Genomic DNA, 26,380 nt, shown 5'->3' with positions numbered 1-26,380 from the left:
TTTACTGGGTATCCAGCAACTTGTAGGACGGAGCATCGCTCAGACAGTATTTTTGGGCACCCGACAAATTTACGATCCCCTGAAATCACTGAATAACGAGAGTAGTTCCTGTTACTGTGAACTGTTTACCAATAGAATTAGCAAATCGAGATGAAGCAGCGCTAACGCTTCCAATTTGCTTGCCAGAGCTGAAGTCATGACTTCCTTGGAGAGTAATATTCTCGAGACCATAAAAGAAAAGTGTCAATGTGAGCATTGCCGTATTCTGCGCTTCAGTTCCCTGATGCACGGTGCGCTTCGTACTCGCGTAATTGGCTATATGGTTATTTCCCTCAAATACTTTACCACCTTCATATTGCCACCCACCAGCAGAGTCATCCACATTTGTCAGACTGAGTCGAGTTAATGTGAAGTTCATGTTAGGTACCTCCCGTAGTAGTCTAGTGCCTTGTTTCTACTGGTCATCATATGCCCTGGCAGCCCAAAGTTGTCGGCATAACACGCCTATTTCCATGTGATTCATTATTTGGTGTTATATGGATTATATAAAATCCTCCCCATCGATTAAAGAACACGCAACGAACCTCCATGAAAAGACGCTTCATGGAGGTTTTGTTTCTTTACTGACGTGCAAGCTGTTTCTGTAGTGCAAGCGCGAGCTCCAAAGACTCGACAGCATGATCAACATCGATGATCGATTGTGTATGATCCGCAAAGCATCGAATGGCATGACGTAAGCTATCTTCATACGGATTGACGGGTTGGAGAACGAGCTCATTCTTGCCTGAGGATGTGTATTCCCATAAGAAAGATTCCGTTTGACCATGGCTGTCAGCTTCCTGAAAGACGAGCTTTGCTTTCTCAAAGTACGCCTCGTAACCGACAGTGAATGGGTACGAGATCGGCATCTGCGAGGAGGCGACTATTTCAGCATGCGTATCAGGGTAATGAAAGTGCGAGTGGACGATGGACTGTTTTTTACACGATGATTCTACCCCCCATGCGCTCATACTGGCGTTGCGACCGAACAGCCACGTGACGAAGTCCAGCTCGTGGATCATCAGATTGGTTGTAATGGAGGACAAGCCTAGATCCCCCCATAAAGGAGCTGTTTCTCTTTTGAGCGAGAGGGAGAGGAGCTGTCCGTACTTGTTTTCTGTCTGAGCGTTGCGAAGGTAGGCATACGCCGGGTCAAATTTGATAAACTGATTCACCAACAGCTTTTTCCCTGAGCGGTCCCTTGCGTGCTTCATGGCTTGTGCATCGTCTAGCGTATAACAAACCGGTGTTTCGCAGAATACATGCTTTCCGTTTTCGAGTGCTTCTACTGCGAATTGCCGATGCAGCTGCGAAGGTAAGCAAATGTCCACGACATCGATAGTAGGATCGCGCATGATCTCGTCAATATGCACTGTAATCTCCACTTGCAGCTCTTCCTGTAGCTTTTGCAGCTTCGATTCATTTCGACCGAAAACTACCACTCTATCCACACCATCCATTTTTTTCAACAGATGTGCATGGTACGCACCAAAGCCGGTTCCTAATACAGCGATATTCATCCTGCATCCCTCCCATAATGATAGCTCTATGATATCTTTGTATTGTTGACAGCATCGTGTCATCAATTTGGCCGCGTTGAAAAATAGAGTGGTCGTTTTGTCGTGGAGGTTGGAGATGAGACTGCATCGATTGATTGCGATTTTGCTGCTGATCGAATCAAGAGGAAAAATGAAAGCAAAAGAACTCGCTATAGCGCTGGAGACGTCTGTTCGCTCGATTTATCGAGATATTGACGCACTGTCCCAAGCAGGGATTCCGATCGCGGCAACCTCGGGGCCAGGTGGTGGAATTTACTTGATGGAAGGATATACGGTCAATCTGAAGCAGCTGTACGTCGATGATGTTGTGCACTTGTATTTGACCGGGATGGGGATTCATGTCGGACAGGATACCGAGACTGGACACAAATTAACGTCTGCTTTGCTCAAATTGGAAAAGACGTTGCCACAGACTTATCGGCCAGATATTGAGAAAGCGAAGAAGCGTTTCTATTTCGATGAGACGCCGTGGTGGGAAGAGAGAGTAGCCATACCGAGTCTGGAGGTTTTGCGGGCAGCGGTTTGGCGATCAAGCAAAGTCGTCATTGCCTATCGCAAAATGGATGGGAGCAGCTCGTCACGCACGGTATGTCCCTACGGTCTCGTCGTGAAAAAAACGGAGTGGTATCTCGTTGCTTACTGTGAAAACGCGCAGGAGGTTCGAACATTCAAGTGCGAGCGGATTCCTTCTGTTCATGTACAGGAGGAGACATTCGAGATTCCAGAGAGCTTTTCGTTGGCAGGCTATTGGACGAATCAGGAGGCGGCGTTCAAGCAGGCTTGTCGTGGAGTCGAATATTTTCCTGTAGTGATCAGGTTGCATGCTGAAAAGCTGGCAGTGCGAGAGAGGCTGGAGGTGATCTCCGCTGTGCAGCAGGGAGAGTACGAGCAATTGACGGTTAATTTGTACAGCTATGAAAGAGCATGTCGCGATATTTTGGATAGGATCGGACATATGGAGGTAGTGGAGCCAGCGGAATTAAGAGCTTTTGCAAAAGAGAGACTGCGAGAATGGATGGCACTCTATACGTAGCATACGCCAAAAGGCTTCGCACCAAGTCGATGCGAAGCCTTTAGCGGGAAGGCATGGGATAACTCGCATGCACATGCTGTTTGAAGCTTTCATAGTCCGAGGCATGTATATGAGAGTCGTGGTCGCTTATACAGACATGCTTCATGCAAAGGCGCTGAGCGAACCGATTGCCTGCTTCTGTGATATTATCCATGATGATCGATTGGATGCGGCAGCCACTTTGCTCAACATGAGCCAGCACATCGAGATAATGATGCAGCATCATGCGCAAGGCAGGGCTTTTCCGATAAGATTGATCGACAACGACACAGGACAGAAAATAATAGACTTGCTCGGGAGAAGTAGTTAAATCTTCGATATCCGCAGTCGTCATCAGGCTGTCTTTAAACGTCCCTTGCGCGATTTGCAGGTAGATATGCGGCTTGACGGGAAGTAGGTTCATAAAAGCGATGATGCGCTCATTCTCTTCGATCGCAACGACCGAATCGGGACGAAACAAATACCAATTGTAGCTCTCTTCATAAGGTGTAATAAATTCAGCATCATAATATTGAAGCTCGAGTTGTTCCATTTGTCTAAAATGCTCAAGGTGCAAATGCTCCATGATCTTCATAAGTAAATCTCCTTCCTTACGCAAAGCGGCTTTGTCGGAGAGCTTCGGCTCGCTGTACGCTTTCTTTGGTCCAAGGTGGTGTCTTGCGATGATCTGTGCGCCATTACTTTGAGGGGTGTTATTCCGTCTTACTAGGCGACAGCTCGCAAATATAGTGTATAAATCTCTGAGTTTCCTTTGCCCGCTTAATTCTGTTCGAAAATAAAGATGGTTCGTTTGATTGGTATCGTATTCGCAAGGATTCTTTCAGTAAAAGATGCCATTCACTGGGAAGTTCTTGCAAAGCCTGTTCTACGGCTTTTCTCTTCGGAATAATGCTCTCATGGATGAGCGCGTAATAGATGCGGCATAAGGTGAAAACGGCGAATTCTACCCACTCATCGAGCATGAATTTCACCATGCTTTTTCCTTTCGGCGACCAATAATCATGTACATTGTATTTCATCGTTTCCCCGACATCAAACCACTGGGTAGGGATGTGTAATGCTTCAACACTTTTCCCCATAACGGCAATGCCCTGTTGCTTGAGGATCCACCACGTCACATGATTGACATCATAGTGGCCAGATGATTTGAATGTCCCACTGTCAACATAAGGATAAGGCTCCAGGAATGGATTGGTTTTTCCGATGTCATCCAGCTTGATATACATGCCATCCATTCTTTTGGCTAATGGGTTGGCGTTTTGGAGAGCATGATGAATGTTTTTGAGCGTTTCTATTTCTGTATTCGTTAACCCTCTATGTAAAAGTGTTACAAAATCAATATCGCTGTTATCTTCCTCGAAGCCTGACAGCGCAATAGAACCATACAAATACACACCGGAGATGACTTCAGGCAGTTCTAACATGAGTCGTTGCGTGTAGTCGTGTAAGAAAAGTCTAACACTTTCTGGGATTCTCGTGTCCATAAGGTAACTCCTTCTCCTCAACTTTTTCGAAGACACCTGTGAAATTGATCATTTCCATAATTTTCATACCTACAGTAAATGAGGTAAAGTTTACTTGGTTTTTGATTTTCTCGCAAGATGAATTCCTCCTGATCGTTCACCAGCAAATAAGCATTCGATCTACGTAAATCGGTTCGATTCCAGATTAATAAAGAAGAGGTCCGGTACTATACAGAATTGAAATAAGAAAGACGGAAAGAGGGAGCGCTAAAGGGGCTTCCCTCTTTTGCTATTACACTGAAGGATGCTTAGCACTCCTCTTGCAAGAATTACAAAGATAAGGTAAATGTTGGGTGTATCTCATGCCGATACAATAGAGAGGACCCAGCGTCTAAATGATGAGAAGGTGAGGATTTACGATGAATTTTTTCAAGAAGCTATTCGGCGGTACGAACAACGGAGAAAAGTCAAAGGACGGCACTACGATTTACACATATAACGAACAAGCTGATTATGAACCCCCAGCTCCCATGGAATATGTAGAAGAAATTGTTGCCCACTTTGAAACGGTATTTGCGGGAAGAGAAAGCAGTGTTTTTCACGAAATTATTTCCGATATGATACATATTGATGTGAATGTAATGAGTCCTACAGAAGAAGAACCATTTTGGGTTCTGTATACGACTGGGATGAGTGATTTACCGATGACGATCCCGGATGAAATACAGGAGCAGATGGAAGAGAATTTCGATCGAGCAGAAATGATGATATTTTTGCCGGCTTCCTGGGAGCTGACACAAGAATCGCTACAGGATGAAAACAACTACTGGCCGATCAGGCTGATAAAGCAAATGGCTCGTTTTCCTCACCAGTACAATACCTGGTTGGGATACGGACATACGATACCGAATTATGAGGACTATGAACCGTATGCGGATGGCACGGGCTTAAATGGAGTCGTTCTGTTTCAGCTATCCGAAGAAATCAGCGTCATTCCCACCAAGGATGGGAACAAGGTTCATGCCTATTTCTTGATTCCTTTGTATAAAGAAGAGATGGAATATAAATTGGAGCATGGCTTAGATGCGCTGTTGGATAAATTGTTTGAGCTGGACGATGATGCGCTGATTTTGAATCCGAATAGAAGAAACACCTGCAAGTAAAAATAGACGAATTCCCCACCCCTTTTAGCTAAAGGGGTTTTCTTGTAAGATGTTAGAATAATCGCGCAACAAATTCAATTGGAGGCAAACGATGATTCATTTTCGAGTCGCAACAGCAAAAGATCTGAATAGAATTGTGCAAATGCTTGCGGATGATGAATTAGGTAAGACGAGAGAGCGTTACGAAACCCCGCTACCCGAAAGCTACATAAAAGCGTTTGAATCCATTGATGCAGACCCCAATAATGAATTGATTGTGGCGTGCCGTGATGAGGACATTATTGGTGTGCTACAGATTACGTTTACTCCTTATCTGACACATCAAGGTAGCTGGAGAGCGACGATTGAGGGGGTTCGGACTGCATCTACGGAAAGGGGTCAAGGAGTTGGGAGCAAGTTAATCGAATGGGCGATTGCACGGGCCAAAGAGAGAGGCTGCCATCTTTTTCAGCTAACGACAGATAAACAACGAGAAGATGCGTTGCGCTTTTATGAACGATTAGGTTTTAAAGCGACGCATGAGGGGCTGAAAATGAAGCTGTCGATCGACTAACGAAGTACGCTGGAAAAGGAAAACGGGTTCCATATACGAATATAGAACCCGTTGCTCCTTATTCGATTTCAATTCGATTAATATCACCAACATCCAAATTACCAAGTTGTATGGAGAAACTTGGTTTCCCTGGATTTCTCAAAATATAGCCGCCCCAGTCCCGGCCGCCGTAAGCTGTATACCCAGAGATATCAATGCCAAAAATGTCTTGAATAAGTGGCTTGGTTACAGGAATGACCTCATTTAGTGTTTTGATTTTATAGTTATCTGTTCCATGGCTCACTTCATACACTTGACCTGTATTTGCTCCGATCATTACCTCATATTTCTTTTGTTTATTAATGAGCAACCATTTCTCTTCACTTTCGTCTGAACGTTTTTGGGCTTGGGTAAAGGAAAGATTTTTTTCATTGGATAAACGCATCAAGGCTGTTTGCGCGATGGAGATGATTTTTTGATCGACGTCTTCTAGGTTGTAATTCAATGTGAAACCAGACACTTTATTTGTTGGGAAATCGACACTGACGTACTGTTTGTCTTCTGTCCAAAAGGAAAAATACGCCTGATTCTCACTTTTGAAAAAACCGGTACTTTGGAAGGTAACCTGTTGTTTCGTATCCTTAAATGCTTCTCGTGCAGTCTCTACATATTTATGATAGGGCTTTGGTAATTCGTTGATCGCAAACTTCGCGAAAACGGTAAGAACCTCTGTGGTACCAGGCTTAAAAGTTACGATAGCTTCTCTGGATTCTTGATCCTTTGCCTGTACATTATAGGAGTCTGCGTCTTTCTCAATCTCTCTAAATGGGAAGGTCTTTTGAATGCCACTCGCATCTTGTATGGCTTTTTGAGCAGCAGCAAAATACGTTTGTTCTTCAGGAGTCAAGGCTGCTGCACTGCTCGTTGATTCTGCTGGTGCAGAAAATGGTTTCATCCAGAAAAAACCGAGCAACAGGCCGCAGGTGATCAGTCCTTTTGCCATCCATCCATAGTACATTCTTCGTTTGTTCACTTTTTGAAGTCTATCTCCTTCTTCTCGTACACCCTTTAATATTGCTTGGCTTCGTTCTCGGGAAAGGATTTGCTCGGGGAATTGATTCAATTCTTCCAGAATGATCTGTTCATCACATAATGGCATCGTTCATCACCTCCGCAATCGAAACATGCATTTTGTTTTGAATCGCTTTTATTGCTCTGTGCAAAGTAAGATTGACCTTGGCTTCCGTCCATCCCAAAACCTCCGCAGTCTCCTTGCTCGATAATCCCTTGATCCCTCTGAGTACAACACGTCCCGATAAGAAACCTTTAACTGATTGATCATTTCAAAGAGCAGACGCTTGTTTTCACTTAACATCAGCGACTCTTCCGGTGTTTTGTCGTGCGAAACGAGATGCTGCAAGAAGATATCCGGTAACCAGCTGATTAGCTTTGTCTTGCGTTTTTCATCAATTGCTACGTTTCGTGCTATGGCAAACAGCCACGTTTTGGGATTCTCAACCTCTGTTCCCTGCATAGCTTTGAGGGCACGAATAAAGGTCTCTTGAACAAGATCGTCGATATCGGTTCGTCCCGTGTAATAGACGAGAAAGCGATATACATCCTGGCTGTATGAGTGAAACCATTGCTCAATTCGTGCGCCAGTATGATCCTCCACTAGTGTTCCACCTCCTTGTCACTGTATAGACGGAGTAGCTGCTGACAATCTTTCACTTTCATGAAAAAAATGAGACACCCTGGATAATCAGTCAGGTGTCTTTGTTCTCTCGTATAGATCTAGTAGGCGGGGAAGATCAGTTTGGCTCGTGTCCCTTTACCCGGTTCAGAGGAAAAGCTCAGTTCTGCCCCATGGCAATCAGCAATCTGTTTGCAAAGCGTCAAGCCTAATCCCGCCCCGCCGCCATTTCGAGTGCGGGAGGGATCTACGCGATAGAATGCCTCTGTTATGTGGACGAGATGTTCTGCTGACATTCCTTTTCCATTATCTTGGACCATTATTCCTTTTTGTCCATGATCCAGAAAAGCAGCCATCTTGATTTGTCCACCAGTACCACAAGCCTTCAACGCGTTATCTACGAAATTGACGAGCAATATATGCATGAAATCAGGATCACACTCCAACGAATCAAAGTGACATTCCGAAGTAATCCGAACGTTTTGTTCTGCTGCCATCAGAGACAGAGCTTGCTCGACGCCAAGAAACAGCTGCTTTATTTGTACAGTCGTTCGCTCGATCTTGTTTTCACGAAGGGTTGCCAAATCCAGTAAACGATACGCAATCTGTTGAAGTCTGCGGCTTTCCGACATGATGTAGGTTGTGGCAAATAGCTTGTCGTCTTCTGTGCGAGCCACCTTTTGTATGTATTCTGCATAGCCGTAAATAGTCGTGAGCGGTGTGCGGAGCTCATGTGCAAAGTTATCGATAAATTGCTGCTTCTGCTGCGCGGCTGTCCCTAATTGCTGAATTTGATTCTGAATTTCCTTTGCCATATGATTAAAGCTTTGCGCCATTTCGGTCAGCTCGTCTTGTCCAGACACAGGAAGCCGGGTATCATACGCACCAGCCGCGATTTGACGGGATGTTTGTGAAATTTGCGAGAGTGGTCTAAATAGTTTAGACAGCAATATATGAAGACCAAAAGCAAACAAAGCAGAAACCATCAAGCCCGCGAAAAACAGCATGTTTTTCATTTGCCTCCAGGCAGCAATTCCATCTGTTATGTCGTATTGGTAAACCATTGTATATAAATCATAGGGAGAAGGCAGCTTTCCTGAAACGAGGACCGAGGCGCGGTCGCCTGATTCTTGCATAGAAACGAGTCTGCTGCCGTCTCCCGGCAGCTCAGGAGACCCGTTTGGGACCGATAAGACAGACGAATTTGAATAGATCAGTTCCTTGTCTTTAAAAAGTACCAATGTCACGTTTTGATCCCCGGCAAGATAGCTGTAAGGCTGGAGCAGAGATGGGATGGAGCTGTCGATATCCGTTCCGCGGCCTTCTACCGCATGAAAATCTTGGAGGAGCGCGGAGGTGATGAAATAATGCTCACCCAAGCTTCTTTCTTGTGCACGATGGATTGTGTCTTTGAAGGTCGTGATCGATATAATGACGATCCCTAGGTTGAATGAAAACAAAAAAAGGGCAAGGGTTGTTAAAAAGGTCCGGTATTTCATAGATTTCCTTTCGTTTCACCTCTGGTTTCATGAGAGAGTTCGCAACTCATGGGAAAAAGCCGCCAGCACGGTGTGGCGGCTGAAAAGGCTCCCTTATTTTTTGGGCTCGGCGATCTCAGGATAGGATACTTTTGCGTTGGGGTGGTCCTTGTGCTTCTCTTTAGCATAATAGGTGGCGCCGATGAACTCTTTATCTCTGCGCGCTATATACACAGTGGCGATTTCACCGTTCTCGCCTGTGATCTCCATCGATATGATGGGGTCATTGTTCTCGACCATGCTTTGGATTTTGTATACAGCGGACTTGACTGGACCGTGGACAATATTGAACTTTTCTGCTGCCTTTTTGGCTAGGTCCACATACTCCTGCGGATTTTTCGCAAGTTCCTCATCATAGGTCTCTTTTTCTATGAACGTTCTCTCACGGAAGATGTTGAAAAGTTCTCCGGTAACAGCGTCGATCATGAAGTAATAATTGAGCTTGTCATTGATTTTTACTTCACCGTACCACTGTGCGCGAGGAAGGTCTTCACGTGGCTGTTGGTATCTCATTTCTACCACCTTCCCTTCTAGGCTCAGGGCATACATCCCCCAAAGGGCTTTCGCTCCGATTTCCGCCGCCGCTTCTTTTGTAAGGTCTTTACTCGTTGGCATTTGGTTGTTCATGGCTTTCACGGTATAATTCGCTTTTTTGTATCCGGGCGGCAAACTGTTTTGTGGCGTTTGGGAGGAAGTAACTGCATAATTCGCATAGCTGGTAGGGATCGTATTCGTTTTGTTGAAATCCGAAGCTGTTACGACCTGTACGAATCCTTGAAACAGCAATGTGCTGGTGCCGATAATTGCGGTGGCTGCCAAAATGGTTTGTTTGACTTTCATATGAACCTCTCCTTCATTATTTGGTTGTGATCACAGTTAGAAGTATAAGAGGGAGGAATTATCGAATCGTCATGGAGTTGTTAGCGAGTTGTAATAGTTTTTCGCTACTCTTTCGCTAATCTAGACCTCAAGACGATACCCCATTTTATAGACCGTCTTAATTCGGGATTCCATGTCCAGCTTTTTTCGCAGCTTTTGAATATGAACATCCACTGTTCGTGTATCCCCGACATAGTCATAGCCCCACGCGAGCTCCAGCAGCTTTTCCCGAGAGAGGGCGATATTGCGATTGTTCACGAGCACTTCCAGCAAATCGAATTCCTTGGGGGTGTAATCTACCGGATGATCATGGAGAAACAACTGTCTGCTCTCGAAATCGATTCTGACCCCATCCAGTTCAAACGTCTTGCTTGTTTTCTTCGTTCGTCGCAACACCGCATCTACGCGCGCTAGCAGTTCCAGCATCTCGAACGGCTTCACCAAGTAGTCATCTGCGCCGAGAGTCAGGCCCTTTACCTTGTCCGTCAAGCTGCTTTTCGCTGTCAAAAAAATAGTGGGCGTCCCACGAATTTGGCGAAAAACCTCATATCCATCAATCTCTGGCAGCATAATGTCTAGCACAACGAGATCCATCTCGTGCTTGCCCATCTCCTCCAGTGCCGCTTTTCCGTCCATTACCGAAATACATCTATGTCCCACTGCTTGCAGGTTTCTTTTGATGAGCTCATTGATTGGGATCTCATCCTCGACAATTAGGATGGTTGCCACTTTGGATCACCTCCCGTAAAGCATAGCATGGGGATGTAATCGAGTTGTAAAAAAATAGATGAGTCAAAAAACAGCCGCAATGAAAAAGCGGGACGCAGATTAGTCGCGTCCCACTCTAGTAGCGGTCTCTAGCCCATAAAAGTGATTTGAATTTGTGTGTTAAAGCGATCGGTAACAACCCAGCCTGCTGGAATCTGTTGATTATACCTGATCCATAGTTTCGCTCCCTTTGGAGCTCTTTGAATACTCGTAATTTCAAATTTTTCCGTCGTACTATCTGTAATGACCCATCCTTGTGGCATGATTTGATTGTTCCGCACCCACAGTTTATCTCCGTATCCAGCTCCTCCCGTATAAATCATTTGAAGGGAAGTACCACTGCCATCTATAACAGCCCATCCATCCGGAATTCGTTGGTTGTACTTGATCCAGAGTGTCGATCTGTAGGTAGCCCCAATCACGCATGTAATTTCGAATTGAGTACTAGTACTGTCTGTAATTACCCAGCCTTGTGGGACCAGTTGATTGTTCTTGATCCACATTTTTGCTCCATAAGAAGAGTTCGCTGATAGGGATTGTACTGATGCATGAGATGAAATATTTTGTTCGGACGATTTCGAAAGCGCTGGTTCTGCAGCCTGAGTAGGAAGTGTGAAAGTCAGGACAACTAAGAAAAGACATAGACTTGAAGCCATGCTTTTTTTAAGCATAAACAAACCACCTTTCTTTTATTTTCATCCATTATTTGTAATTTAAATCTATTTTTAACAATCGTAAAGCGACGTTTTTGTGAAATGCTCTATATTCATTAGTCTTGTCACAAAATGAAAAAGAGGGCACGAGTCCCTCTTGCGAAAACTACCTATACATTAAAAAATTCTTTCGCAGTCTTGGTAGTAGCGCTTGCCACTTCCTCAGCGCTCAAACCCATGCATTGTGCGACTGCGTGCAGTATATGTCTCAGATACATTGGCTCATTCCGACCATCTACAGGCTTTTCTTTCAAATCACGAGGGGTTAAAAATGGCGCATCCGTTTCAATCATCAAACGATTCAAGGGAATCTTTTTGACAAGCTCCCGAAGATGCTTCCCACGTCGTTCATCACAAATCCATCCCGTAATCCCGATATGGAAGTCCATTTCTAAATAGGTTTCCAATTCCTTGGAGGTTCCGGTAAAACAGTGTACAACCCCACGATTAATTTTTTGACGATGCTCTTTAAGAATCGAGACAAAATCAAGGTGAGCATCGCGTTCATGCAAAAACAACGGTAGTTGAAGTTCTGTGGCCAGGGAAATTTGTTCAATGAACCACTTTCTTTGAATATCACGCGGGGAGAAGTCACGATTATAATCCAGCCCGCACTCTCCAATCGCTACCACATGGGGAAGAGACGCCAGTTCTCTTAATTTCTTGATCGTCGATTCATCACAGCTTTTTGCATCGTGAGGATGAATCCCTGCCGTAGTGTACAGCTTTCCTTTGGAGCGACTCGCATATCGTGAGGCATCCATACTGTTTCTCAAGCTTGTCCCTGTCAAAATTAACGGGTAAATTCCTTGTTTTTCTGCTCTGGCAACGACCTCATCGCGATCTTGGTGAAAGGAGCGGTGCATCAGGTTAACGCCTATATCGATGATCTGTATATCCAAGAGAATCAATCCTTCCTAGTAAGAGGTATGCGTACGTACTAATTTTCACTGCAATTCCTATTTTTGGTTGTTTTTTATTATAGCGGATCGAGTTGTTATGTTCTAGAGACGAAAAAAACTCTCTGCGGTGACAGAGAGGACTCGTTTCTTTCTATTCTCATGAAGGAATGGCATCTAATGCTCGCCTTACTTTCCTTGCGAAAGCAAGAGGTTTATCAACTGCTTCAATATTTACATATATCAAGCGGGGACGATCGAATAACCATTCATTACGGACAGACGAGACTTTTATGCCTTGGTTCCGAATGGCTGTAATGAATGGATTGACTTCTTTCTGTAAGAACGCAGCTCTCCCTAAACAAAGGGCCTTACCCGTTTTTGGATTCAAGGATTCAAATGAAAAAGAAGACGTAACGCGAAATCTTTTCCCCAAAATGATCGCTTTTATTTGATTTCGATTGATGGTCGAGACGCATTTTCCGCCAGCAAAGCCAAATTGCCCCCTGATAATTCTGGAGAACTGCTCACAAAGCGAGACTTTTTTGGGCATTCCTCGTTTCCTCCCTGTTTTTGTTTATCGTATGAAGACAGGTAAGGGATGGAAACGGATGATGACCTATTCTGCTGGGGGATGGGGATGAAACAGCTCAGCTCATTCTACACTTTTTAAAGACTCAATCATATTTATGTTGGTTACTTTTCTCCGAAGTAGTAAGTTGGACAGAATCGTAAGCAAGTAGGCAAGAATAACAGAAACCAATAGGATAGGAAAAGTTAATTGATCCGGGATTTGTTGATGGGTACTAGACAGTGCCTTGACAATCATGGAATAAACGTAACCGCTTATCGGTAAAGCTACAAGGATCGCAAATGTTGTTAGTATCATGTTTTCAAAAAAGATAAGTCTGTTTATTTTATGTTTTTGATAGCCTAGTACCTTAAGTGTTGCAAGCTCGCGATTCCTTTCATAAATGTTGATGGAAGAGATTGTGTATATCGCGCCAAAAGAGAGGATGACGGCGCAAACAATAAACATGATAAATACAAAATTGTTTTGTTTCAAAATATACTCAGCGGTTTTCTTTAGATCATTTCTATCTGCAATCGTTTCTACATGAGGATCTTGTTCAAAGAAGTTACGAACGCTACTAAGATTTACAGAGCTATTTGCTTGAACGAAAAGCGAGGTTGGGCTGTAGTCTATGCCAAAGCTCTTTAAATAGTCTGGTGTGATATAAAACGAAGGATTCGAATACTGCGTAGATATATGTAAAACCTTCATTTCTACAGATTTATTTTTAAGCTCTGGTGCTTTGAACGTAATTTGGATGATATCTCCTACTGAAATATGATATTTGTCGGCATAGGATTTTGGTACCAGCACACCATTATGATCTAAAGTGATCCGATTTTCATTTTCGTCAAAGAAATGGATGAGAGTGTTTTCTTTTTCAGTAACTACGAGAGTGGCATTATCTTTTTCATCACCTTTTATGAATTCAACAGGAAAGGTGGATAGATAATAATGATTTTTCATACCGGAGGGGAGCTTTACCGTATCAGTAGATGTCCCCATCGTATAATCTACTCGTAAATCATACGTATAGACATCTTCAATTTGGCTAGCTACTTTTTGCAAGGCAGATTGAGTGCCAAAAGCAGTTATCAATAAGACCGTACTTACAACAACACCAATTGAGCTCGCTAAAGCTTTTTGTTTATTTAGGAAAATATTTCTTAAAATGAGCTTGTAGCTATAGGAAATATGACTCCAAATACCCGGAATTCTTTCTATCAATAGCGTTTTCATCTTCTTTGGCGATTTAGGACGCATAGCCTGAGCCGCACGTTCTTTTAATAGGGTTCTACCACTTAAGTAACACGCTAGGATTCCAAAAGCACTGGAGAAAATAATGGGAGGAATGAAAGAATAAAAAGAAAGGGAGTATGTAATGCCGGGCAGAGAGTAGGCTCTTGCACTCGATGCAGTTACGAATGGAACAAATACGAGAGCGGCAATAACACAACCGATGATTGAACCTATGATACCTGCCAGCACAGGGTATCCCATGTAATGAAGCATGATATTTCTGTTTTTGACACCTAAAGCCTTCATAATCCCTACTTGGTTTCTTTGAGAGTCAATCATTCTCGACATGGTAAGAAACAGGATAATGGCTACAATCAAAAAGAGAACGAAAGGGATAACCATACTCATCAATTTGTTATTCTGGATCGTTTCATATATTTTCGAATAGCTGAAAGTCCGTTCTTTACTTACTTGGTTTACATAAGAAAGGTGTTTGGATTGTGCTTCAATGGATTGACCCAATTTATCAATATCGTATCCTTCTGTAGCATCGATCATGATTTCATTATAGGAAAGACCACCTAAGATTTCAGAGATTGTCTCTTCGGCAATATAAGCGACTCCGTAGGTTTTATGGTCTTGTATTTCGTTCTTTTTTGCATGTTCGACATTCTCACCCAAGCCGCTAATGGTAAACATAAAATTTCTTTCATTCGCGTTAATACTGATTTCATCGCCGACTTGAAAAAGATGTTCTTTTGCATATCGAGAATCTAATAATAGCTCATTCTTTTTTGACGGGATTCTGCCCTCAATTATAGCAATCGTGTTTATTTCGTTTCTGACTGGGATGGAATGAATTTTCAAAGAAGCTTTTTCATCTTCAAAGGCTTGCGTGGCATCAAAGGTATAGCGTCCTTCCACTTTTTTAATGCCTTCTATTTCACTTAAAACAGCGACATCATTTATGGAAAGTTGATTGTAAAATACATGCAGGTCGCTTAAGTTATGTTCTTGAAAATAACCTTCTGTATAAGAACTAAGATTATTGCTATAAGTGACTAGCCCCCCATAGAAAAAGGCTCCTACTGCGATAACCAAAACAAAGGCGATAAATTGCCCGATCGATTGCTTGATATCCCTTACTAATTTTAAAAATAATTTCATCATCACCACTCAATCCCTTCCACACTTTGCTTTTCGCGATTAATGGTAACGCTTTCAATCATTCCGCTTTTCACCTTAATAATTTTGTCAGCCATAGGAGCAATGGCGGAATTATGTGTGACCAATACGACGCACTTTTTCGTTTCTTTGTTCAAATCCTGGAGAAGCTTTAAGACGGACTTACCTGTCACATAATCCAATGCTCCGGTTGGTTCATCACATAGTAAAAGCAAAGGATTTTTGGCAACAGCTCTCGCGATTGCAACTCTTTGTTGTTCGCCACCAGAGAGCTGAGAAGGGAAGTTTTTCATACGATTTTGTAATCCAACTTTATGTAAAATCTGTTTCGCATCCAGATGGTTTTTACATACTTCCGTGGCAAATTCAACATTTTCGAGAGCGTTTAAATTCGGAATTAAGTTATAGAATTGAAAGACGAAGCCAACTTTTTCACCGCGGTATTGCGTTAATCTTTTTTCGTTGAACCGGGTGATTTCTTGATCGCCAACAAATACTTGACCTGAGGTAGCCGTATCCATTCCGCCTAGCAAATTCAAAATCGTACTTTTACCAGCACCACTTGCACCCAAAATAACGACGAATTCTCCTTCTGCTATGGAAAAATCAACACCATTAAGCGCCTTGATTGGCACTTCTCCGATTTTGTATTCTTTCGATACTTTTTTGAATTCGATTAACGTCTTCACGGATTACATCTCCTCGTATCTTATTCTTGAAACTTAAGTACCATATTATACCAATGGGGAGTAGTTACATCCCGCAGTCGATGTATTTTGGCATCGGTCTCCAGTAGGAGTTTGATCTCGCATGTTCGAAAAAACCTCTACACGACCAGTATCGCCTTTCAATTCGCCTACTATTACAAATAGCAGGGCGAAGCCGAATCTTACACCTTGGTTACGAAAAAACGGAGCAACCTCTAAAGGGCTACTCCGTGTCCATACTATTTCCTCACGAGAAACCAAGGGGGGATTAACACCTCACATGTTTCCTTTTGAAGCCAAGCTGATCTTTACTTACTGCCTTTTGAATATTATCGAAAGCGTTTAGGAACTTGCTTTTTGCTTTGTCTTTTTGGACTTCTACAGGCCCTACTGCTTTTGCGATTTCGACCGCCTTATCGTGGAGTGGCAAATAGGAGGTTCCCACGGTGTAAATAAAATTATTCATAGCGTATTTCGTTCGTTCGGGAGAGTCGTGAATCGTATTTTTCACAGTTTCAAGCATATTGGCAATTTTGCTTTCGGAAAATTCACGATCCGGGCGATTGCCTAAAAGCCAGCAGTAACAACTCCAGCCCGCAGACATTCTGAGCTCTTCGCCGCTTATGATCCAGTGATCGGCAACTTCTTGGGCAATATCTGCTTCAGATAGGGTTACTGCAACCACATAATCGGACAGCATATAAAAATAAGCTGAATCCATCCACCGATCAAAATCCGCCTTGGTCATTGCTTTTGGGTCTGCGATCACACCGGCAAAGTACATAGCGTCGTAGTTCCCGGTAGCGTAAAGCTGCTCAGCCAAGGGTTGATGAATCTTGATTTTTCTCGCCATTGGCTTCATAGCGCCTGTAGCCACGCCAAAAAGTGGCTCGTGAGCGCCATTGGATAGATAAATTTTCTTGGTTCGTTCCTTGCCAAGGGATTCAAGCTCTTGCATGACCATTTTTAAATCCATCGTATATCACTTCTTTCATTGATGGGTGTTCCCTTAAGATTATAACCATCAAATCCATGACTCATGAGTCTCGATATCAGGGGTACCCGTTTAAAATTATTGACTATAGTAATAGTGATTATTATAATAACCACCATAGAACTTAGAGGTTATTACAATAATCACTAAAGATAAGTATTCAAGGTGGTGGTTTTCTTTGGATGAAATTTATAAAGAACTTCAGAAATTAGGATTTTCACAATATGAATGCAAAGCATATATCGGGCTTTTGAAGCAGTCTCCTATAACTGGATATGAGATTAGTAAAAGATCAGGCGTACCTCGTTCCATGATTTATGAAGTATTAGGGAAATTGTTAGATAAAGGAGCAGTTTATACGGTACCTTCTGAACCTCTGACCTACTCTCCTTTACCAGCTAAAGAATTAATCACGCGAATGCGTAATTCCTTCGAGCAATCATTTGATTATCTTGAAAAAAATCTATCTGCATTAGAAAGTGAACAGCAAGTAGACGTGGTTCGACGCATTAGTAGTGATGAACTGGTTATCACAGAAATGGTTGACATGATAAACAAAGCCAGAGAAGAACTATGGTTATCGATTTGGCAACCACAGGTTTCTTTTATAAAACAGGACGCAGATAGGCGGGTAAAAGAAGGTGTACCTGTATTTTCCATTTTGTTTGGAGCACCCGATATCGAGATAGGTGCAACCACTCATCATGATTACATGTCTCCTAAAGTAGCAGAGGAGCGTATGAGTGGTCGTTTAACCATTGTCTCCCGAGACAATGAAGAAGTATTAATAGCAAATTTCGCTCCAAATACCGCTGCATGGGCTATAAAAACACAAGACCCAGCACTTGTACTAGTAGCAATGGAGTACATCAGGCACGATATTATGTTTGCACAATTAGTTAAGGAAATTGGCCCCGAGAAAGCCGAAGCTCTCTGGATTAACCAACCTGACCTGTTCCATGTGGTTACAGGAAAACGGTTCAAGTAATTTGAACCGTATTTTCTTTCACTTTTTCTTAGTAGTTATGATGATAACTCCCTTAATTTAAATAAGACTACGGAGGGATAAAATGGGTTTAGCGAATGACCAAATCGAAACGGTAGCAGATTCAAGAGATAAAGATACTTTTCGCCAAGGTATTAAGGATTGTGTCCCTACGTTGCTGGGTTATTTAAGTATTGGATTTGCTGCTGGTGTTATAGAAAAGACAGCGGGTCTTAGTATAGCTGAGATAGCTCTGATGTGTTTAATTCTTTATGCTGGCTCAGCCCAATTTATCGCTGCTGGAATGATGGCAGCAAGCAGTTCGATTACCACCATTATTATTACGATTTTCTTTGTTAATCTTCGGCATCTTTTACTTAGTGCAGCCCTAGCACCATATTTTCGGCATCTTTCTCCGCTTAGGAACATGCTAGTAGGGTCTCTACTTACCGATGAGTCGTTTGGTGTTGCTATCAACGAAGCTGCAAAAAAGAATTACATTAATGAAAAATGGATGCACGGTCTAAATATAACGGCTTATCTAAACTGGTGCATAGCCAATATAGCCGGAGCATTCTTCGGACAATGGATTTCAAATCCTGAAAAATTAGGTTTGGATTTTGCTTTGACAGCGATGTTTATTGGGCTTCTGGTACTTTCGATGTTAAGTCGAAGGAAAATGAAACGTGATGTGGTTGTTGCGATAATCGCAGTTGTTATTGCTGTGGGAACCAGTTCAGTGATGTCTGGCAGTATGGGAGTTATTGTTGCTACAATTTTTGCTTCAACGATAGGGATGGTGATGGAAAAATGGAAGTAAGATGGGATGTTTTTTTGATGATTGTAGGAACAGCTATTGTGACATTCATCCCTAGAGTCCTTCCTCTTATGGTACTGAGTCGTTTTCAATTACCAGAGTGGGCAACACGATGGTTAAGCTATGTCCCCATATCTGTTATGGCTGCTTTAGTAGCTCAAGAGATATTTAAGCATAGAGATAAGATTTCTTTTTCTATTAATAACGTTGAACTTTTAGCAGCCATACCAACCTTTTTCATTGCGATAAAAACACGTAGTTTATTGGTAACTGTACTCGTAGGTATTATTGTCGTGATGGTTTTACGTTTTTTGTTTTCATCTTGATTGCTACAAGATGTTCATGTAATTCTGTTTTCTTTCCTGACCATATCTGTCAGTGAAGTTGTTTTACAATTCATTTGTACAAAACGTCATAGGGAGGGAATCACTTTGAAGGAAGTGTTCATTTTTATTACGGATGGTTTTGCTGATTGGGAGGCAAGCTACGTCAGTTCCGAGCTAAACAAGCCAGAAACAGGATATCGTGTAAAGACAATCGCCATTGATCAAGAACCGAAAGTTTCGATGGGTGGTTTAACGGTCCTTCCAGATTATAGCGTAAACGAATTCAATCCGAATTTGGATATCGCCATGTTAATCATACCTGGCGGAACGGGATGGAGAGAAGAAAAGAATCAGCAAGCAAAAGTAGTGGTTGAGTATTGTGTGAGCAAGGATATTCCTGTCGCAGCCATCTGTGATGCTACGACTTTTTTAGGGAATCACGGATTTTTGGATAATCATAGACATACAGGCAATACGTTAGCTTATTTGAAGGAAGGAGCTCCGAACTACAGAGGAGATCAACATTATGTAGAGGGTCAGTCAATTCGTGACGAGAATCTCATCACGGCGAATGGAAGCGGTGCATTGGAGTTTTCAAGACATATTTTGGAGAGATTGGGCGTATTAGAAGGCGATGAATTGAATCAATGGTACGAATTATTTAAAAAGGGCTACTTTCCCTCCTAACCGTTTGGTTTGATAGGAAAGCACGAAAGCATACATGCTTGGGTGCTTTCCTATTTTATTCAGATACTCATTTACACGATATTTATTTTCATAATGTACGAAGCCGTAATTCATAAAAATACTGCACAATTGGATGCTTTAACTTCATCTTCTCGGCCATATTTAAAATCCTCTTTTTTCCAACTCTTCTGTCCACCAAGGCTAGAATATTCAATAAGATATCATTGCTCTCTATGCTTTCCTCTATAGAAATGGATAAAAACCTATTAGCCACAACGATAAAATTTGATTTACTTAATGATGCCTGTGCTGACAAAAGCTCCTTTGCATATTCTGATATTTTTCTACTTCTTGCAATTACTTTTAGACGATCCTCCGGTACGATCCCCTTGGTATCTTTTCTGACTGCTTCAATTTCTTCATTGTTGATAGGAATTTGTATATCTGAATCATTCTTAATTTCCTGCTCCGTCTGATACCATCTGATTGAGCTAGTTATATCACTCATATTAAGTACGTTCTTTTTATCTACGGCAATATAACAAATTCCGGATTTATCAGGTAAATAACGGTAACCGGTTGCACTGTATTCGACCCTTCCATATAACGCAGGACAGAGAAAGCTCTCCAGTTGTTTTTTCAATTTGCTCCAGGACATATATCCTCCTATGTTCTCTTTTATTAACAATTATGCGTAACTTCTAGCTCATTATTGGCATAGATTGTTCCATAAGTAGCGCAAAGTAACATACCACCGCAAACCTCGCTGCTCACTTGAAAGTTTATGTTGTCTTCATATGTGTCTATGCTATCAGCTCTAATTGTATCTACAAGTTTTTTGAAATGAAGGACCGGTAAGTATTTCGCTATCATATCATAACTTGATAAGTTATCTTTATTTGCATAAGCATTATATGCTTGGATGTCTTTATAAATCGGACTTGGACTATATGGATCATGTTTCACTTGTTCATTCTCATCTTCAAATTTTTTTATTTCTTCTTTTACAATATAATCTGGGTAATCTTCACTTCCTTTATCTTCATTACCATTTTCCCAAAATGGATATTCTATATCACATAAGTGCGTTATCATCCACATTCGAAATTGCTCACTTATAAAATCCGCATGCTCTTCTAACTCTTTAAATCTATTCCCATAATATAGTGTTGCTTTTTCTAACCTCTCGTCTTGGGACATATCATCGGTTGCTCCTGTAATATCGCATCCATCTAAATTTATAAAAATACTATTGAACTTACCTAAAACACCTAAATCTACGATTAAACTCCAGTAAGCTTCACCATCTTTATCTATTTTTATCATAATGTCCTCCCATACTCATAAAACTGAGATTCGTCGTGCTATTGGTCTATATACGAAATCAAGGTAGCTTCATCCATAATATGATTATAGTCTTATAAAAAAACAGAGGGTGGCCCTCTGCTACAATAAACATTCTGTTAACACAGCTAATGTATTGAATGGATTTGAGATGAAAGGAATTGGAGCAGGCACCTTTAGGATGCCTTGCGTATATTTTAGTATGTTGAAATTGTATTATTACACTACATAATACATGTGTTTTTGGGGAAATAGTATTTTTCTAAATGTTAATTTGCATAGTTTTAACTTTGAACAATTTCAATAGGAAGGACTAATCGACCAAAAGGAAGAAGATGATTTTGATTTTTGGAATCTAAGTCTTAGTAAGCTCTTTAATAAAGGCTCTGTTAAACGTTGTTGTTGATTTTTAACCGAAACAAAACCCACAAACTAATTGTGGGTTTTATGCCTTTTATTAAGCTATCGATCCCGATAGTTCAAATCCAGTTTTTATTATGTGTTGAGAAGTTCCTTTAAAGCTTCCGTATTATTGCTTGTCAAAACGGGAATAAATTCAGTTATTTTTTCAATATCCCATTCCCACCACTTCAAAGTATTGAGAATTTCAATCGTCTCCTCGTCAAATCTATAACGTATTAATTTCGCAGGGTTCCCTCCTACAATGGAATATGACGGAACATCTTTGGTTACTACAGCATTTGTTGCGATTATCGCACCATCACCTATATGAATCCCTGGCATAATTGTAGCATTATAACCTATCCAAACATCGTTCCCTATAACTGTATCACCTTTGAATCCACCACTTAAATTCTTTAATCCGAATTCCCAATCTCCACCAAATGCCCCAAAAGGAAAAGTCGTAAATGAATTTGTATTATGATTCGCACCATTCATAATAAATTTGGCGTTGGATGCTATAGCACAAAACTTTCCGATTTTCAGTTTATCTCCTATAAAATCGAAATGATAAAGGACGTTTTTCTCAAAACCTAAAGGGTTATTCAAGTCGTCGTAATAGGTATAATCCCCAACTTCAATATTTGGATTAATGACTACATTTTTTAAAAAACAAAGGCTTCTGATATTTTTCATCGGAAAAACACTATTTATATCTGGACCCATTATTTTACCAGCCCTTCACAAAATCCAATTTTATTAGCCATATTATACCATGCGCCATTTCACAAGACTGCCCGTTAGTTTAATAATGAAAAACAACAATTAATGATAACAGAGCTTTTTACAAAAAGTCCATTAAGCATCTGTGTGTGGTTAAAATGTGGTCAATGCCTTATTTCAAGTAAGAATCTTCATGAAATGAATAATAAAGGTGGTTAAACCCCAGAAGTATCAAGAGGTTTAGCCACCTTTCTGTTTTCTATTTTTTTACCAGCAAACTGACTGCTTCCACATGCGCCGTATGCGGGAACATATCGACCGGCTGCACGCTCTTCAACTCATACCGCTGCATGAGCTTCCCAACATCCTTGGCCAGCGTAGAAGGATTACAAGACACATACACAATCTTCTTCGGCTGCACATCCAACAAAGAACGAATCAGCGCATCATCCAGCCCAGTCCGTGGCGGGTCGACTACGACGACATCCGGTCGAGTCCCTTGTTTGGCCCATTTTGGCATCAAGACCTCGGCACGACCCACGTAAAAGCTAGCATTCGCCGCTTGGTTACGCTCTGCATTGCGATTGGCATCCTCGACAGCCTCAGGAATCAGCTCGATTCCACGAACCTCGCGGGCATAAGGAGCGAGCCACAAGCCGATCGTCCCTGTACCACAATACAAATCGAGGACGAGCTCTTTTCCGGTCAGTCCAGCAGCCGTTTTCACCTGATTGTACAGCTTTTGCGTCTGCTCGGGATTCAATTGGAAGAAGGCACGAGCCGACAAGTCGAAGGACAGCTCACCCAGCTTTTCAGCAATGGAGGCCTTGCCCCACAACGATACTGTCTTGTCACCGAAAACAAGCGATGTTTTTTGCGTGTTTACGTTTTGCGCGATTCCTACGAGTTCAGGCAGTCTCGTACGCAGCTCCAAAAGTAGCTCTTTCACCCGTGGGATTTCTGGGGTAGCCGTTACAAGTGTTAATTGCGTTTCACCCGTAGCAAAAGCGACACGAGCTACGATCGTGCGGATGACGCCCGTATGTTTTTTCTCGTCGTAGATCGGAATTCCGAGCTCCTCGATGATTTGCTTCGCTGCTTGGACGATTTTCGTTGTCGCTTCATGCTGCACCTGACAGTCTTCCAAGTTGACGAGCTTGTGGCTGCCTGTTTGATACAGTCCAGCGATGAGCTTGCCTTTTTCCTTGCCCACCTGAAACTGTGCTTTATTTCGGTAGGACCACGGGTTATCCATACCAATCGTAGGGGAGACTGGTGGCTGATTCAGTCGAGCGTACTTGCGCAGTGACTCGATGACGATTTCCTGCTTGCTCGCGAGTTGTGCCGCATAATCCATGTGCTGCAAGCTGCATCCGCCACACTCCGCATAGACTGGACAGGGGGGCTTTGTTCGAGATGCTGATTTTTCAACGACTCGTAAAAGACGCGCGGTCGCGTATTTTTCTCTTGCCTCGGTTACCTCTGCATGGACGACCTCTCCAGGGAGGGCACCCTCTACAAAAACGATTTTTCTTTTAAAATAGCCGATCCCTTCGCCATTAATGCCCAAGCTCTTGATCGTGAGCGTCATTTGCTGGCCGACACGGATGCTGGCGTCTTGTTCTTTTTTATGCGTTGTCATCTGTTCCGTTCTCCTCAAGCAATTCAGTATTTCCCTATTATAGAGCATTACGAGAGAGGTTGCATGCTTGCGAGAGCGGCTCGAGTGTCTATGAAAGCCTCACAGATAATGGAAACTTCCTGTCCAGCGTTGTTTTTGTTATAATAGTGCGGAGAATAATGAGGGAGTTGTGAAGCTAGATGCAAGATCTATTTGAAAAAATGAAAGAATATCTCAATATGGATACTGAGATTTCTTTTGACGAGTTTGATGGCTACTACAAAAAGGTAACCGCGTTTCTAAACGATAGCTGGGAGACGTTGAACGAGGAAGATACCATGCACATGCTGTTCATCCTCGACAACCTCAAGTCGAACGGTGAAGATCGTTCCAAGCGCAAAAGCAAGGAAGCGAAAAAATACGCAAAAATGGCGCAGCGCACTGAGATTTGGGCAAATGCACTGATCGGCCGTCTGCGTGAAGCTGGTTTCACTGATGAAGAAATCGGCAAGCGTTACGAAGCGATTTACGAAGCAGTATAGGATGTAGCGAATAGAAAAACGGGTACCGTTTTGAGTGTAATAGCTCGAAAGGGAACCCGTTTTTTTGTCGTGGCTTTCCTGTCAAATAACAAGAAGATTGACAACTTGTGGGTTTCGGCGTAGAATGTTTAACTAATTCGAATAGTTCGTATGTATGAGCGTTGAAAAGGAAGAGTAGAAACAGTAAGCAGCGTGCAGAGAGCCGTTCCCCGTGCTGAAAGAATGGCCGCCAGCCTGTTTTGAAAATCACCTTGGAGCATTGTCCTGGAAAATCAGCTTGTCTAGCCAGTGAGTATAGGACAACGAATTCGTCCTCGTTATCGGACGGGAGTTTCATAGTGAACTTCCTAAGTCTGTTTTTCGTGAGGAAGACAGAGATGCTGAGTGGTACCGCGATGCCCTCGTCTCAGCCAGCCGTGCGCAAATTGTGCGTTGCTGGTTTGGGGCGGGGGCTTTTTGATTTGGTCTGGTCCCTACTACAAAAGAGAAGGTACTTAGGAGGAACATATATATGCATACGGTCAGAGTGGAAGACATCGTAGTAGCCAATCACGCATTGAAAGACGTGGTGGAGAAGACGCCCTTGCAAAAAAACAAAGTACTGTCTGAGCGCTACGGTTGCAATGTGTATTTGAAAAGAGAAGACTTGCAGATCGTTCGTTCCTTCAAAATTCGCGGTGCTTATCATTTTATGCGGAATCTTTCGACAACGGAGCGTGAGCGTGGTGTCGTTTGTGCTAGTGCGGGCAATCATGCGCAGGGTGTAGCCTACTCTTGTAACCATTTGCAAATCAAGGGCACGATCTTTATGCCAGCGACTACCCCACGTCAAAAAATATCGCAGGTTAAGCTGTTTGGTGGCTCCTATGTAGAAGTTGTATTGATTGGTGACACCTTCGATGATTCATTCGCAGAGGCGATGAAGTATTGCATTCAGGAAGATCGAACCTTTGTCCATCCGTTTGATGATCCATTGGTGGTAGCCGGACAAGGAACAGTCGGTCTGGAGATTATGAATGATATGGAAGAACCAGCTGATTTCGTCTTTATGAGTATCGGCGGAGGTGGATTGGCAGCGGGAGTGGGAACGTACGTAAAAGGCATCAGCCCGAACACACAGATCATTGGTGTGGAGCCGGCAGGAGCAGCTTCGATGCAAGCCGCTCTGGAACAAAACGACGTTGTCACCTTAGATGAAATTGACAAGTTTGTCGATGGTGCAGCCGTCAAGCAAGTGGGGCAGCTCACGATGAGTATTTGTCAGGAGTTGCTGGATGACATCGTGCTGGTGCCAGAAGGCAAGGTGTGCACAACCATTTTGGAGTTGTATAACAGCAATGCCATCGTCGTAGAACCTGCAGGTGCCCTGTCGATTGCCGCTCTCGATTACTACCGGGATAAAATCGCCGGGAAAAATGTAGTGTGTGTCATCAGTGGTGGAAACAACGACATTGACCGGATGCAAGAGATCAAGGAGCGCTCCCTGCTGCATGAGGGCTTGAAGCACTATTTTGTTATCAATTTCCCACAGCGTGCCGGAGCCTTGCGAGAGTTTATGGAAAAAGTACTGGGGCCACACGATGATATCACACGCTTTGAGTATACGAAAAAGAACAACAAAGAAAATGGTCCAGCGCTGGTCGGTATTGAAATGAAATGCCAAGATGACTATCAGCCATTAGTCAGTCGGATGAAGCAGCACGGTATCCGCTATGTAGAGATTACACATGATCCGTATTTGTTCAATCTGCTGATTTAAACCCTTGTGTTACAACAGATGCGGAATTTGCAAAAATGTATGAATACAGCGAAAAAAGGAGCAATGAAGAGAGAATAAGCGAGAGAGAAAGATAAATCGGCGTAATGTATTATAACAAGCTTTTATAAAACAGATGCTGTTGTAATACAATACAGAT

Annotated in this window: 27 protein-coding genes, 1 pseudogene and 1 other annotated feature; of the genes and pseudogenes, 9 read left to right on the top strand and 19 right to left on the bottom strand. The window is 42.6% G+C overall.

Features of this window, described 5'->3' with window-relative positions; translation table 11 throughout:
- Nucleotides 1-85: 85 nt before the first annotated feature.
- The gene (locus tag ACFVS2_RS18580) at nt 86-418 is read right to left on the bottom strand and encodes a hypothetical protein (protein WP_390236405.1); all 333 of its coding nucleotides are present in this window, start codon (nt 416-418) and stop codon (nt 86-88) included.
- Between the two features lie 202 nt (nt 419-620).
- On the bottom strand, nt 621-1,559 hold the full coding sequence (locus tag ACFVS2_RS18575; RefSeq protein WP_390236402.1) for a Gfo/Idh/MocA family protein: 939 nt from the start codon (nt 1,557-1,559) through the stop codon (nt 621-623).
- A gap of 115 nt (nt 1,560-1,674) precedes the next feature.
- Here ACFVS2_RS18575 and ACFVS2_RS18570 point away from each other — a divergent pair, with 115 nt between their 5' ends.
- Nucleotides 1,675-2,631, top strand: coding sequence for a helix-turn-helix transcriptional regulator (locus ACFVS2_RS18570; RefSeq protein ID WP_390236399.1), 957 nt, complete (start codon nt 1,675-1,677; stop codon nt 2,629-2,631).
- Between the two features lie 40 nt (nt 2,632-2,671).
- Here ACFVS2_RS18570 and ACFVS2_RS18565 read toward each other — a convergent pair whose 3' ends face one another.
- Both ACFVS2_RS18565 and ACFVS2_RS18560 read right to left on the bottom strand, forming a co-directional pair.
- Nucleotides 2,672-3,244 (bottom strand): hypothetical protein, encoded by a 573-nt coding sequence (locus tag ACFVS2_RS18565; RefSeq protein ID WP_390236397.1) that lies wholly within the window; start codon nt 3,242-3,244, stop codon nt 2,672-2,674.
- A gap of 118 nt (nt 3,245-3,362) precedes the next feature.
- The gene (locus ACFVS2_RS18560; RefSeq protein WP_390236394.1) at nt 3,363-4,154 is read right to left on the bottom strand and encodes an aminoglycoside adenylyltransferase domain-containing protein; all 792 of its coding nucleotides are present in this window, start codon (nt 4,152-4,154) and stop codon (nt 3,363-3,365) included.
- A gap of 398 nt (nt 4,155-4,552) precedes the next feature.
- Here ACFVS2_RS18560 and ACFVS2_RS18555 point away from each other — a divergent pair, with 398 nt between their 5' ends.
- The gene (locus tag ACFVS2_RS18555) at nt 4,553-5,296 is read left to right on the top strand and encodes a suppressor of fused domain protein (RefSeq protein WP_390236392.1); all 744 of its coding nucleotides are present in this window, start codon (nt 4,553-4,555) and stop codon (nt 5,294-5,296) included.
- A gap of 91 nt (nt 5,297-5,387) precedes the next feature.
- Nucleotides 5,388-5,849, top strand: a complete 462-nt coding sequence (locus tag ACFVS2_RS18550) for a GNAT family N-acetyltransferase (protein ID WP_390236389.1) — start codon at nt 5,388-5,390, stop codon at nt 5,847-5,849.
- A 58-nt stretch (nt 5,850-5,907) separates the two neighbouring features.
- Here the strand turns inward: ACFVS2_RS18550 and ACFVS2_RS18545 are convergent, their stop codons facing one another.
- The 11 genes and pseudogenes from ACFVS2_RS18545 to ACFVS2_RS18495 form a co-directional block, all read right to left on the bottom strand.
- A complete protein-coding gene (locus ACFVS2_RS18545) occupies nt 5,908-6,987 on the bottom strand; it encodes a hypothetical protein (RefSeq protein WP_390236386.1) in 1,080 nt (359 codons plus the stop codon).
- Nucleotides 6,974-7,503, bottom strand: a pseudogene (locus ACFVS2_RS18540) (RNA polymerase sigma factor). Before ACFVS2_RS18540 ends, ACFVS2_RS18545 begins: the two are co-directional and overlap by 14 nt.
- 119 nt (nt 7,504-7,622) lie before the next feature.
- Nucleotides 7,623-9,020, bottom strand: a complete 1,398-nt coding sequence (locus ACFVS2_RS18535; RefSeq protein ID WP_390236384.1) for a sensor histidine kinase — start codon at nt 9,018-9,020, stop codon at nt 7,623-7,625.
- A gap of 93 nt (nt 9,021-9,113) precedes the next feature.
- On the bottom strand, nt 9,114-9,899 hold the full coding sequence (locus tag ACFVS2_RS18530) for a hypothetical protein (protein WP_390236381.1): 786 nt from the start codon (nt 9,897-9,899) through the stop codon (nt 9,114-9,116).
- 120 nt (nt 9,900-10,019) lie between these two features.
- Entirely contained in the window at nt 10,020-10,667 is a 648-nt protein-coding gene (locus ACFVS2_RS18525; RefSeq protein ID WP_390236378.1) for a response regulator transcription factor, read from the bottom strand.
- A gap of 128 nt (nt 10,668-10,795) precedes the next feature.
- Nucleotides 10,796-11,377, bottom strand: a complete 582-nt coding sequence (locus tag ACFVS2_RS18520) for a hypothetical protein (protein WP_390236375.1) — start codon at nt 11,375-11,377, stop codon at nt 10,796-10,798.
- 152 nt (nt 11,378-11,529) lie between these two features.
- Nucleotides 11,530-12,330 carry a TatD family hydrolase gene (locus tag ACFVS2_RS18515; RefSeq protein WP_390236372.1) on the bottom strand — a complete coding sequence of 267 codons (801 nt, stop codon included), beginning with the start codon at nt 12,328-12,330 and terminating at the stop codon, nt 11,530-11,532.
- Between the two features lie 148 nt (nt 12,331-12,478).
- Nucleotides 12,479-12,871, bottom strand: a complete 393-nt coding sequence (locus ACFVS2_RS18510; RefSeq protein ID WP_007721609.1) for a DUF1259 domain-containing protein — start codon at nt 12,869-12,871, stop codon at nt 12,479-12,481.
- Between the two features lie 102 nt (nt 12,872-12,973).
- Complete coding sequence (locus ACFVS2_RS18505) at nt 12,974-15,298, bottom strand: ABC transporter permease (RefSeq protein ID WP_390236894.1); 2,325 nt, start codon at nt 15,296-15,298, stop codon at nt 12,974-12,976.
- 2 nt (nt 15,299-15,300) lie between these two features.
- Complete coding sequence (locus ACFVS2_RS18500; RefSeq protein ID WP_390236368.1) at nt 15,301-16,005, bottom strand: ABC transporter ATP-binding protein; 705 nt, start codon at nt 16,003-16,005, stop codon at nt 15,301-15,303.
- Between the two features lie 286 nt (nt 16,006-16,291).
- A complete protein-coding gene (locus tag ACFVS2_RS18495) occupies nt 16,292-16,999 on the bottom strand; it encodes a DNA alkylation repair protein (RefSeq protein WP_390236366.1) in 708 nt (235 codons plus the stop codon).
- Between the two features lie 196 nt (nt 17,000-17,195).
- Here ACFVS2_RS18495 and ACFVS2_RS18490 point away from each other — a divergent pair, with 196 nt between their 5' ends.
- The 4 genes from ACFVS2_RS18490 (at nt 17,196) to ACFVS2_RS18475 (ending at nt 19,832) form a co-directional block, all read left to right on the top strand.
- On the top strand, nt 17,196-18,005 hold the full coding sequence (locus ACFVS2_RS18490; RefSeq protein WP_390236363.1) for a TrmB family transcriptional regulator: 810 nt from the start codon (nt 17,196-17,198) through the stop codon (nt 18,003-18,005).
- Nucleotides 18,006-18,087: 82 nt separating this feature from the next.
- On the top strand, nt 18,088-18,822 hold the full coding sequence (locus ACFVS2_RS18485) for an AzlC family ABC transporter permease (protein WP_390236361.1): 735 nt from the start codon (nt 18,088-18,090) through the stop codon (nt 18,820-18,822).
- Nucleotides 18,813-19,145: an AzlD domain-containing protein gene (locus tag ACFVS2_RS18480; RefSeq protein WP_390236358.1), complete on the top strand. Its 333-nt coding sequence runs from the start codon at nt 18,813-18,815 to the stop codon at nt 19,143-19,145. Before ACFVS2_RS18485 ends, ACFVS2_RS18480 begins: the two co-directional genes overlap by 10 nt.
- Before the next feature lie 105 nt (nt 19,146-19,250).
- Nucleotides 19,251-19,832, top strand: a complete 582-nt coding sequence (locus ACFVS2_RS18475) for a type 1 glutamine amidotransferase family protein (RefSeq protein WP_390236355.1) — start codon at nt 19,251-19,253, stop codon at nt 19,830-19,832.
- Between the two features lie 88 nt (nt 19,833-19,920).
- On the opposite strand, the gene ACFVS2_RS18470 is transcribed toward ACFVS2_RS18475, so the two are convergent.
- The 4 genes from ACFVS2_RS18470 to rlmD form a co-directional block, all read right to left on the bottom strand.
- On the bottom strand, nt 19,921-20,490 hold the full coding sequence (locus ACFVS2_RS18470; RefSeq protein ID WP_390236352.1) for an SF0329 family protein: 570 nt from the start codon (nt 20,488-20,490) through the stop codon (nt 19,921-19,923).
- 23 nt (nt 20,491-20,513) lie between these two features.
- Nucleotides 20,514-21,158 carry a hypothetical protein gene (locus ACFVS2_RS18465; RefSeq protein WP_390236350.1) on the bottom strand — a complete coding sequence of 215 codons (645 nt, stop codon included), beginning with the start codon at nt 21,156-21,158 and terminating at the stop codon, nt 20,514-20,516.
- A gap of 513 nt (nt 21,159-21,671) precedes the next feature.
- A complete protein-coding gene (locus ACFVS2_RS18460; RefSeq protein WP_390236347.1) occupies nt 21,672-22,304 on the bottom strand; it encodes a CatB-related O-acetyltransferase in 633 nt (210 codons plus the stop codon).
- Nucleotides 22,305-22,560: 256 nt separating this feature from the next.
- A complete protein-coding gene (gene rlmD, locus ACFVS2_RS18455; protein ID WP_390236344.1) occupies nt 22,561-23,943 on the bottom strand; it encodes a 23S rRNA (uracil(1939)-C(5))-methyltransferase RlmD in 1,383 nt (460 codons plus the stop codon).
- A 179-nt stretch (nt 23,944-24,122) separates the two neighbouring features.
- Here rlmD and ACFVS2_RS18450 point away from each other — a divergent pair, with 179 nt between their 5' ends.
- Together ACFVS2_RS18450 and ilvA are read left to right on the top strand one after the other, a co-directional pair.
- Nucleotides 24,123-24,464: a hypothetical protein gene (locus tag ACFVS2_RS18450; protein WP_390236343.1), complete on the top strand. Its 342-nt coding sequence runs from the start codon at nt 24,123-24,125 to the stop codon at nt 24,462-24,464.
- 152 nt (nt 24,465-24,616) lie between these two features.
- Nucleotides 24,617-24,876, top strand: a binding site (T-box leader).
- A gap of 99 nt (nt 24,877-24,975) precedes the next feature.
- Entirely contained in the window at nt 24,976-26,223 is a 1,248-nt protein-coding gene (gene ilvA / locus ACFVS2_RS18445) for a threonine ammonia-lyase IlvA (protein WP_390236341.1), read from the top strand.
- Nucleotides 26,224-26,380 lie beyond the last annotated feature (157 nt).

This window comes from Brevibacillus sp. NPDC058079, assembly GCF_042885155.1.
Taxonomy (GTDB): domain Bacteria; phylum Bacillota; class Bacilli; order Brevibacillales; family Brevibacillaceae; genus Brevibacillus.
Note: the sequence above shows the minus strand (reverse complement) of the source record. Positions and strands in the feature narration are given on the sequence as shown.

Excerpts from the sequence above, each read along its gene's own strand:
- ACFVS2_RS18580 (WP_390236405.1), bottom strand. The coding sequence starts at position 418 with ATGAACTTCACATTAACTCGACTCAGTCTGACAAATGTGGATGACTCT.
- ACFVS2_RS18575 (WP_390236402.1), bottom strand. The coding sequence starts at position 1,559 with ATGAATATCGCTGTATTAGGAACCGGCTTTGGTGCGTACCATGCACAT.
- ACFVS2_RS18570 (WP_390236399.1), top strand. The coding sequence starts at position 1,675 with ATGAGACTGCATCGATTGATTGCGATTTTGCTGCTGATCGAATCAAGA.
- ACFVS2_RS18565 (WP_390236397.1), bottom strand. The coding sequence starts at position 3,244 with ATGAAGATCATGGAGCATTTGCACCTTGAGCATTTTAGACAAATGGAA.
- ACFVS2_RS18560 (WP_390236394.1), bottom strand. The coding sequence starts at position 4,154 with ATGGACACGAGAATCCCAGAAAGTGTTAGACTTTTCTTACACGACTAC.
- ACFVS2_RS18555 (WP_390236392.1), top strand. The coding sequence starts at position 4,553 with ATGAATTTTTTCAAGAAGCTATTCGGCGGTACGAACAACGGAGAAAAG.
- ACFVS2_RS18550 (WP_390236389.1), top strand. The coding sequence starts at position 5,388 with ATGATTCATTTTCGAGTCGCAACAGCAAAAGATCTGAATAGAATTGTG.
- ACFVS2_RS18545 (WP_390236386.1), bottom strand. The coding sequence starts at position 6,987 with ATGCCATTATGTGATGAACAGATCATTCTGGAAGAATTGAATCAATTC.
- ACFVS2_RS18535 (WP_390236384.1), bottom strand. The coding sequence starts at position 9,020 with ATGAAATACCGGACCTTTTTAACAACCCTTGCCCTTTTTTTGTTTTCA.
- ACFVS2_RS18530 (WP_390236381.1), bottom strand. The coding sequence starts at position 9,899 with ATGAAAGTCAAACAAACCATTTTGGCAGCCACCGCAATTATCGGCACC.
- ACFVS2_RS18520 (WP_390236375.1), bottom strand. The coding sequence starts at position 11,377 with ATGCTTAAAAAAAGCATGGCTTCAAGTCTATGTCTTTTCTTAGTTGTC.
- ACFVS2_RS18510 (WP_007721609.1), bottom strand. The coding sequence starts at position 12,871 with ATGCCCAAAAAAGTCTCGCTTTGTGAGCAGTTCTCCAGAATTATCAGG.
- ACFVS2_RS18505 (WP_390236894.1), bottom strand. The coding sequence starts at position 15,298 with ATGAAATTATTTTTAAAATTAGTAAGGGATATCAAGCAATCGATCGGG.
- ACFVS2_RS18495 (WP_390236366.1), bottom strand. The coding sequence starts at position 16,999 with ATGGATTTAAAAATGGTCATGCAAGAGCTTGAATCCCTTGGCAAGGAA.
- ACFVS2_RS18485 (WP_390236361.1), top strand. The coding sequence starts at position 18,088 with ATGGGTTTAGCGAATGACCAAATCGAAACGGTAGCAGATTCAAGAGAT.
- ACFVS2_RS18480 (WP_390236358.1), top strand. The coding sequence starts at position 18,813 with ATGGAAGTAAGATGGGATGTTTTTTTGATGATTGTAGGAACAGCTATT.
- ACFVS2_RS18470 (WP_390236352.1), bottom strand. The coding sequence starts at position 20,490 with ATGTCCTGGAGCAAATTGAAAAAACAACTGGAGAGCTTTCTCTGTCCT.
- ACFVS2_RS18465 (WP_390236350.1), bottom strand. The coding sequence starts at position 21,158 with ATGATAAAAATAGATAAAGATGGTGAAGCTTACTGGAGTTTAATCGTA.
- ACFVS2_RS18460 (WP_390236347.1), bottom strand. The coding sequence starts at position 22,304 with ATGGGTCCAGATATAAATAGTGTTTTTCCGATGAAAAATATCAGAAGC.
- rlmD (WP_390236344.1), bottom strand. The coding sequence starts at position 23,943 with ATGACAACGCATAAAAAAGAACAAGACGCCAGCATCCGTGTCGGCCAG.
- ACFVS2_RS18450 (WP_390236343.1), top strand. The coding sequence starts at position 24,123 with ATGCAAGATCTATTTGAAAAAATGAAAGAATATCTCAATATGGATACT.
- ilvA (WP_390236341.1), top strand. The coding sequence starts at position 24,976 with ATGCATACGGTCAGAGTGGAAGACATCGTAGTAGCCAATCACGCATTG.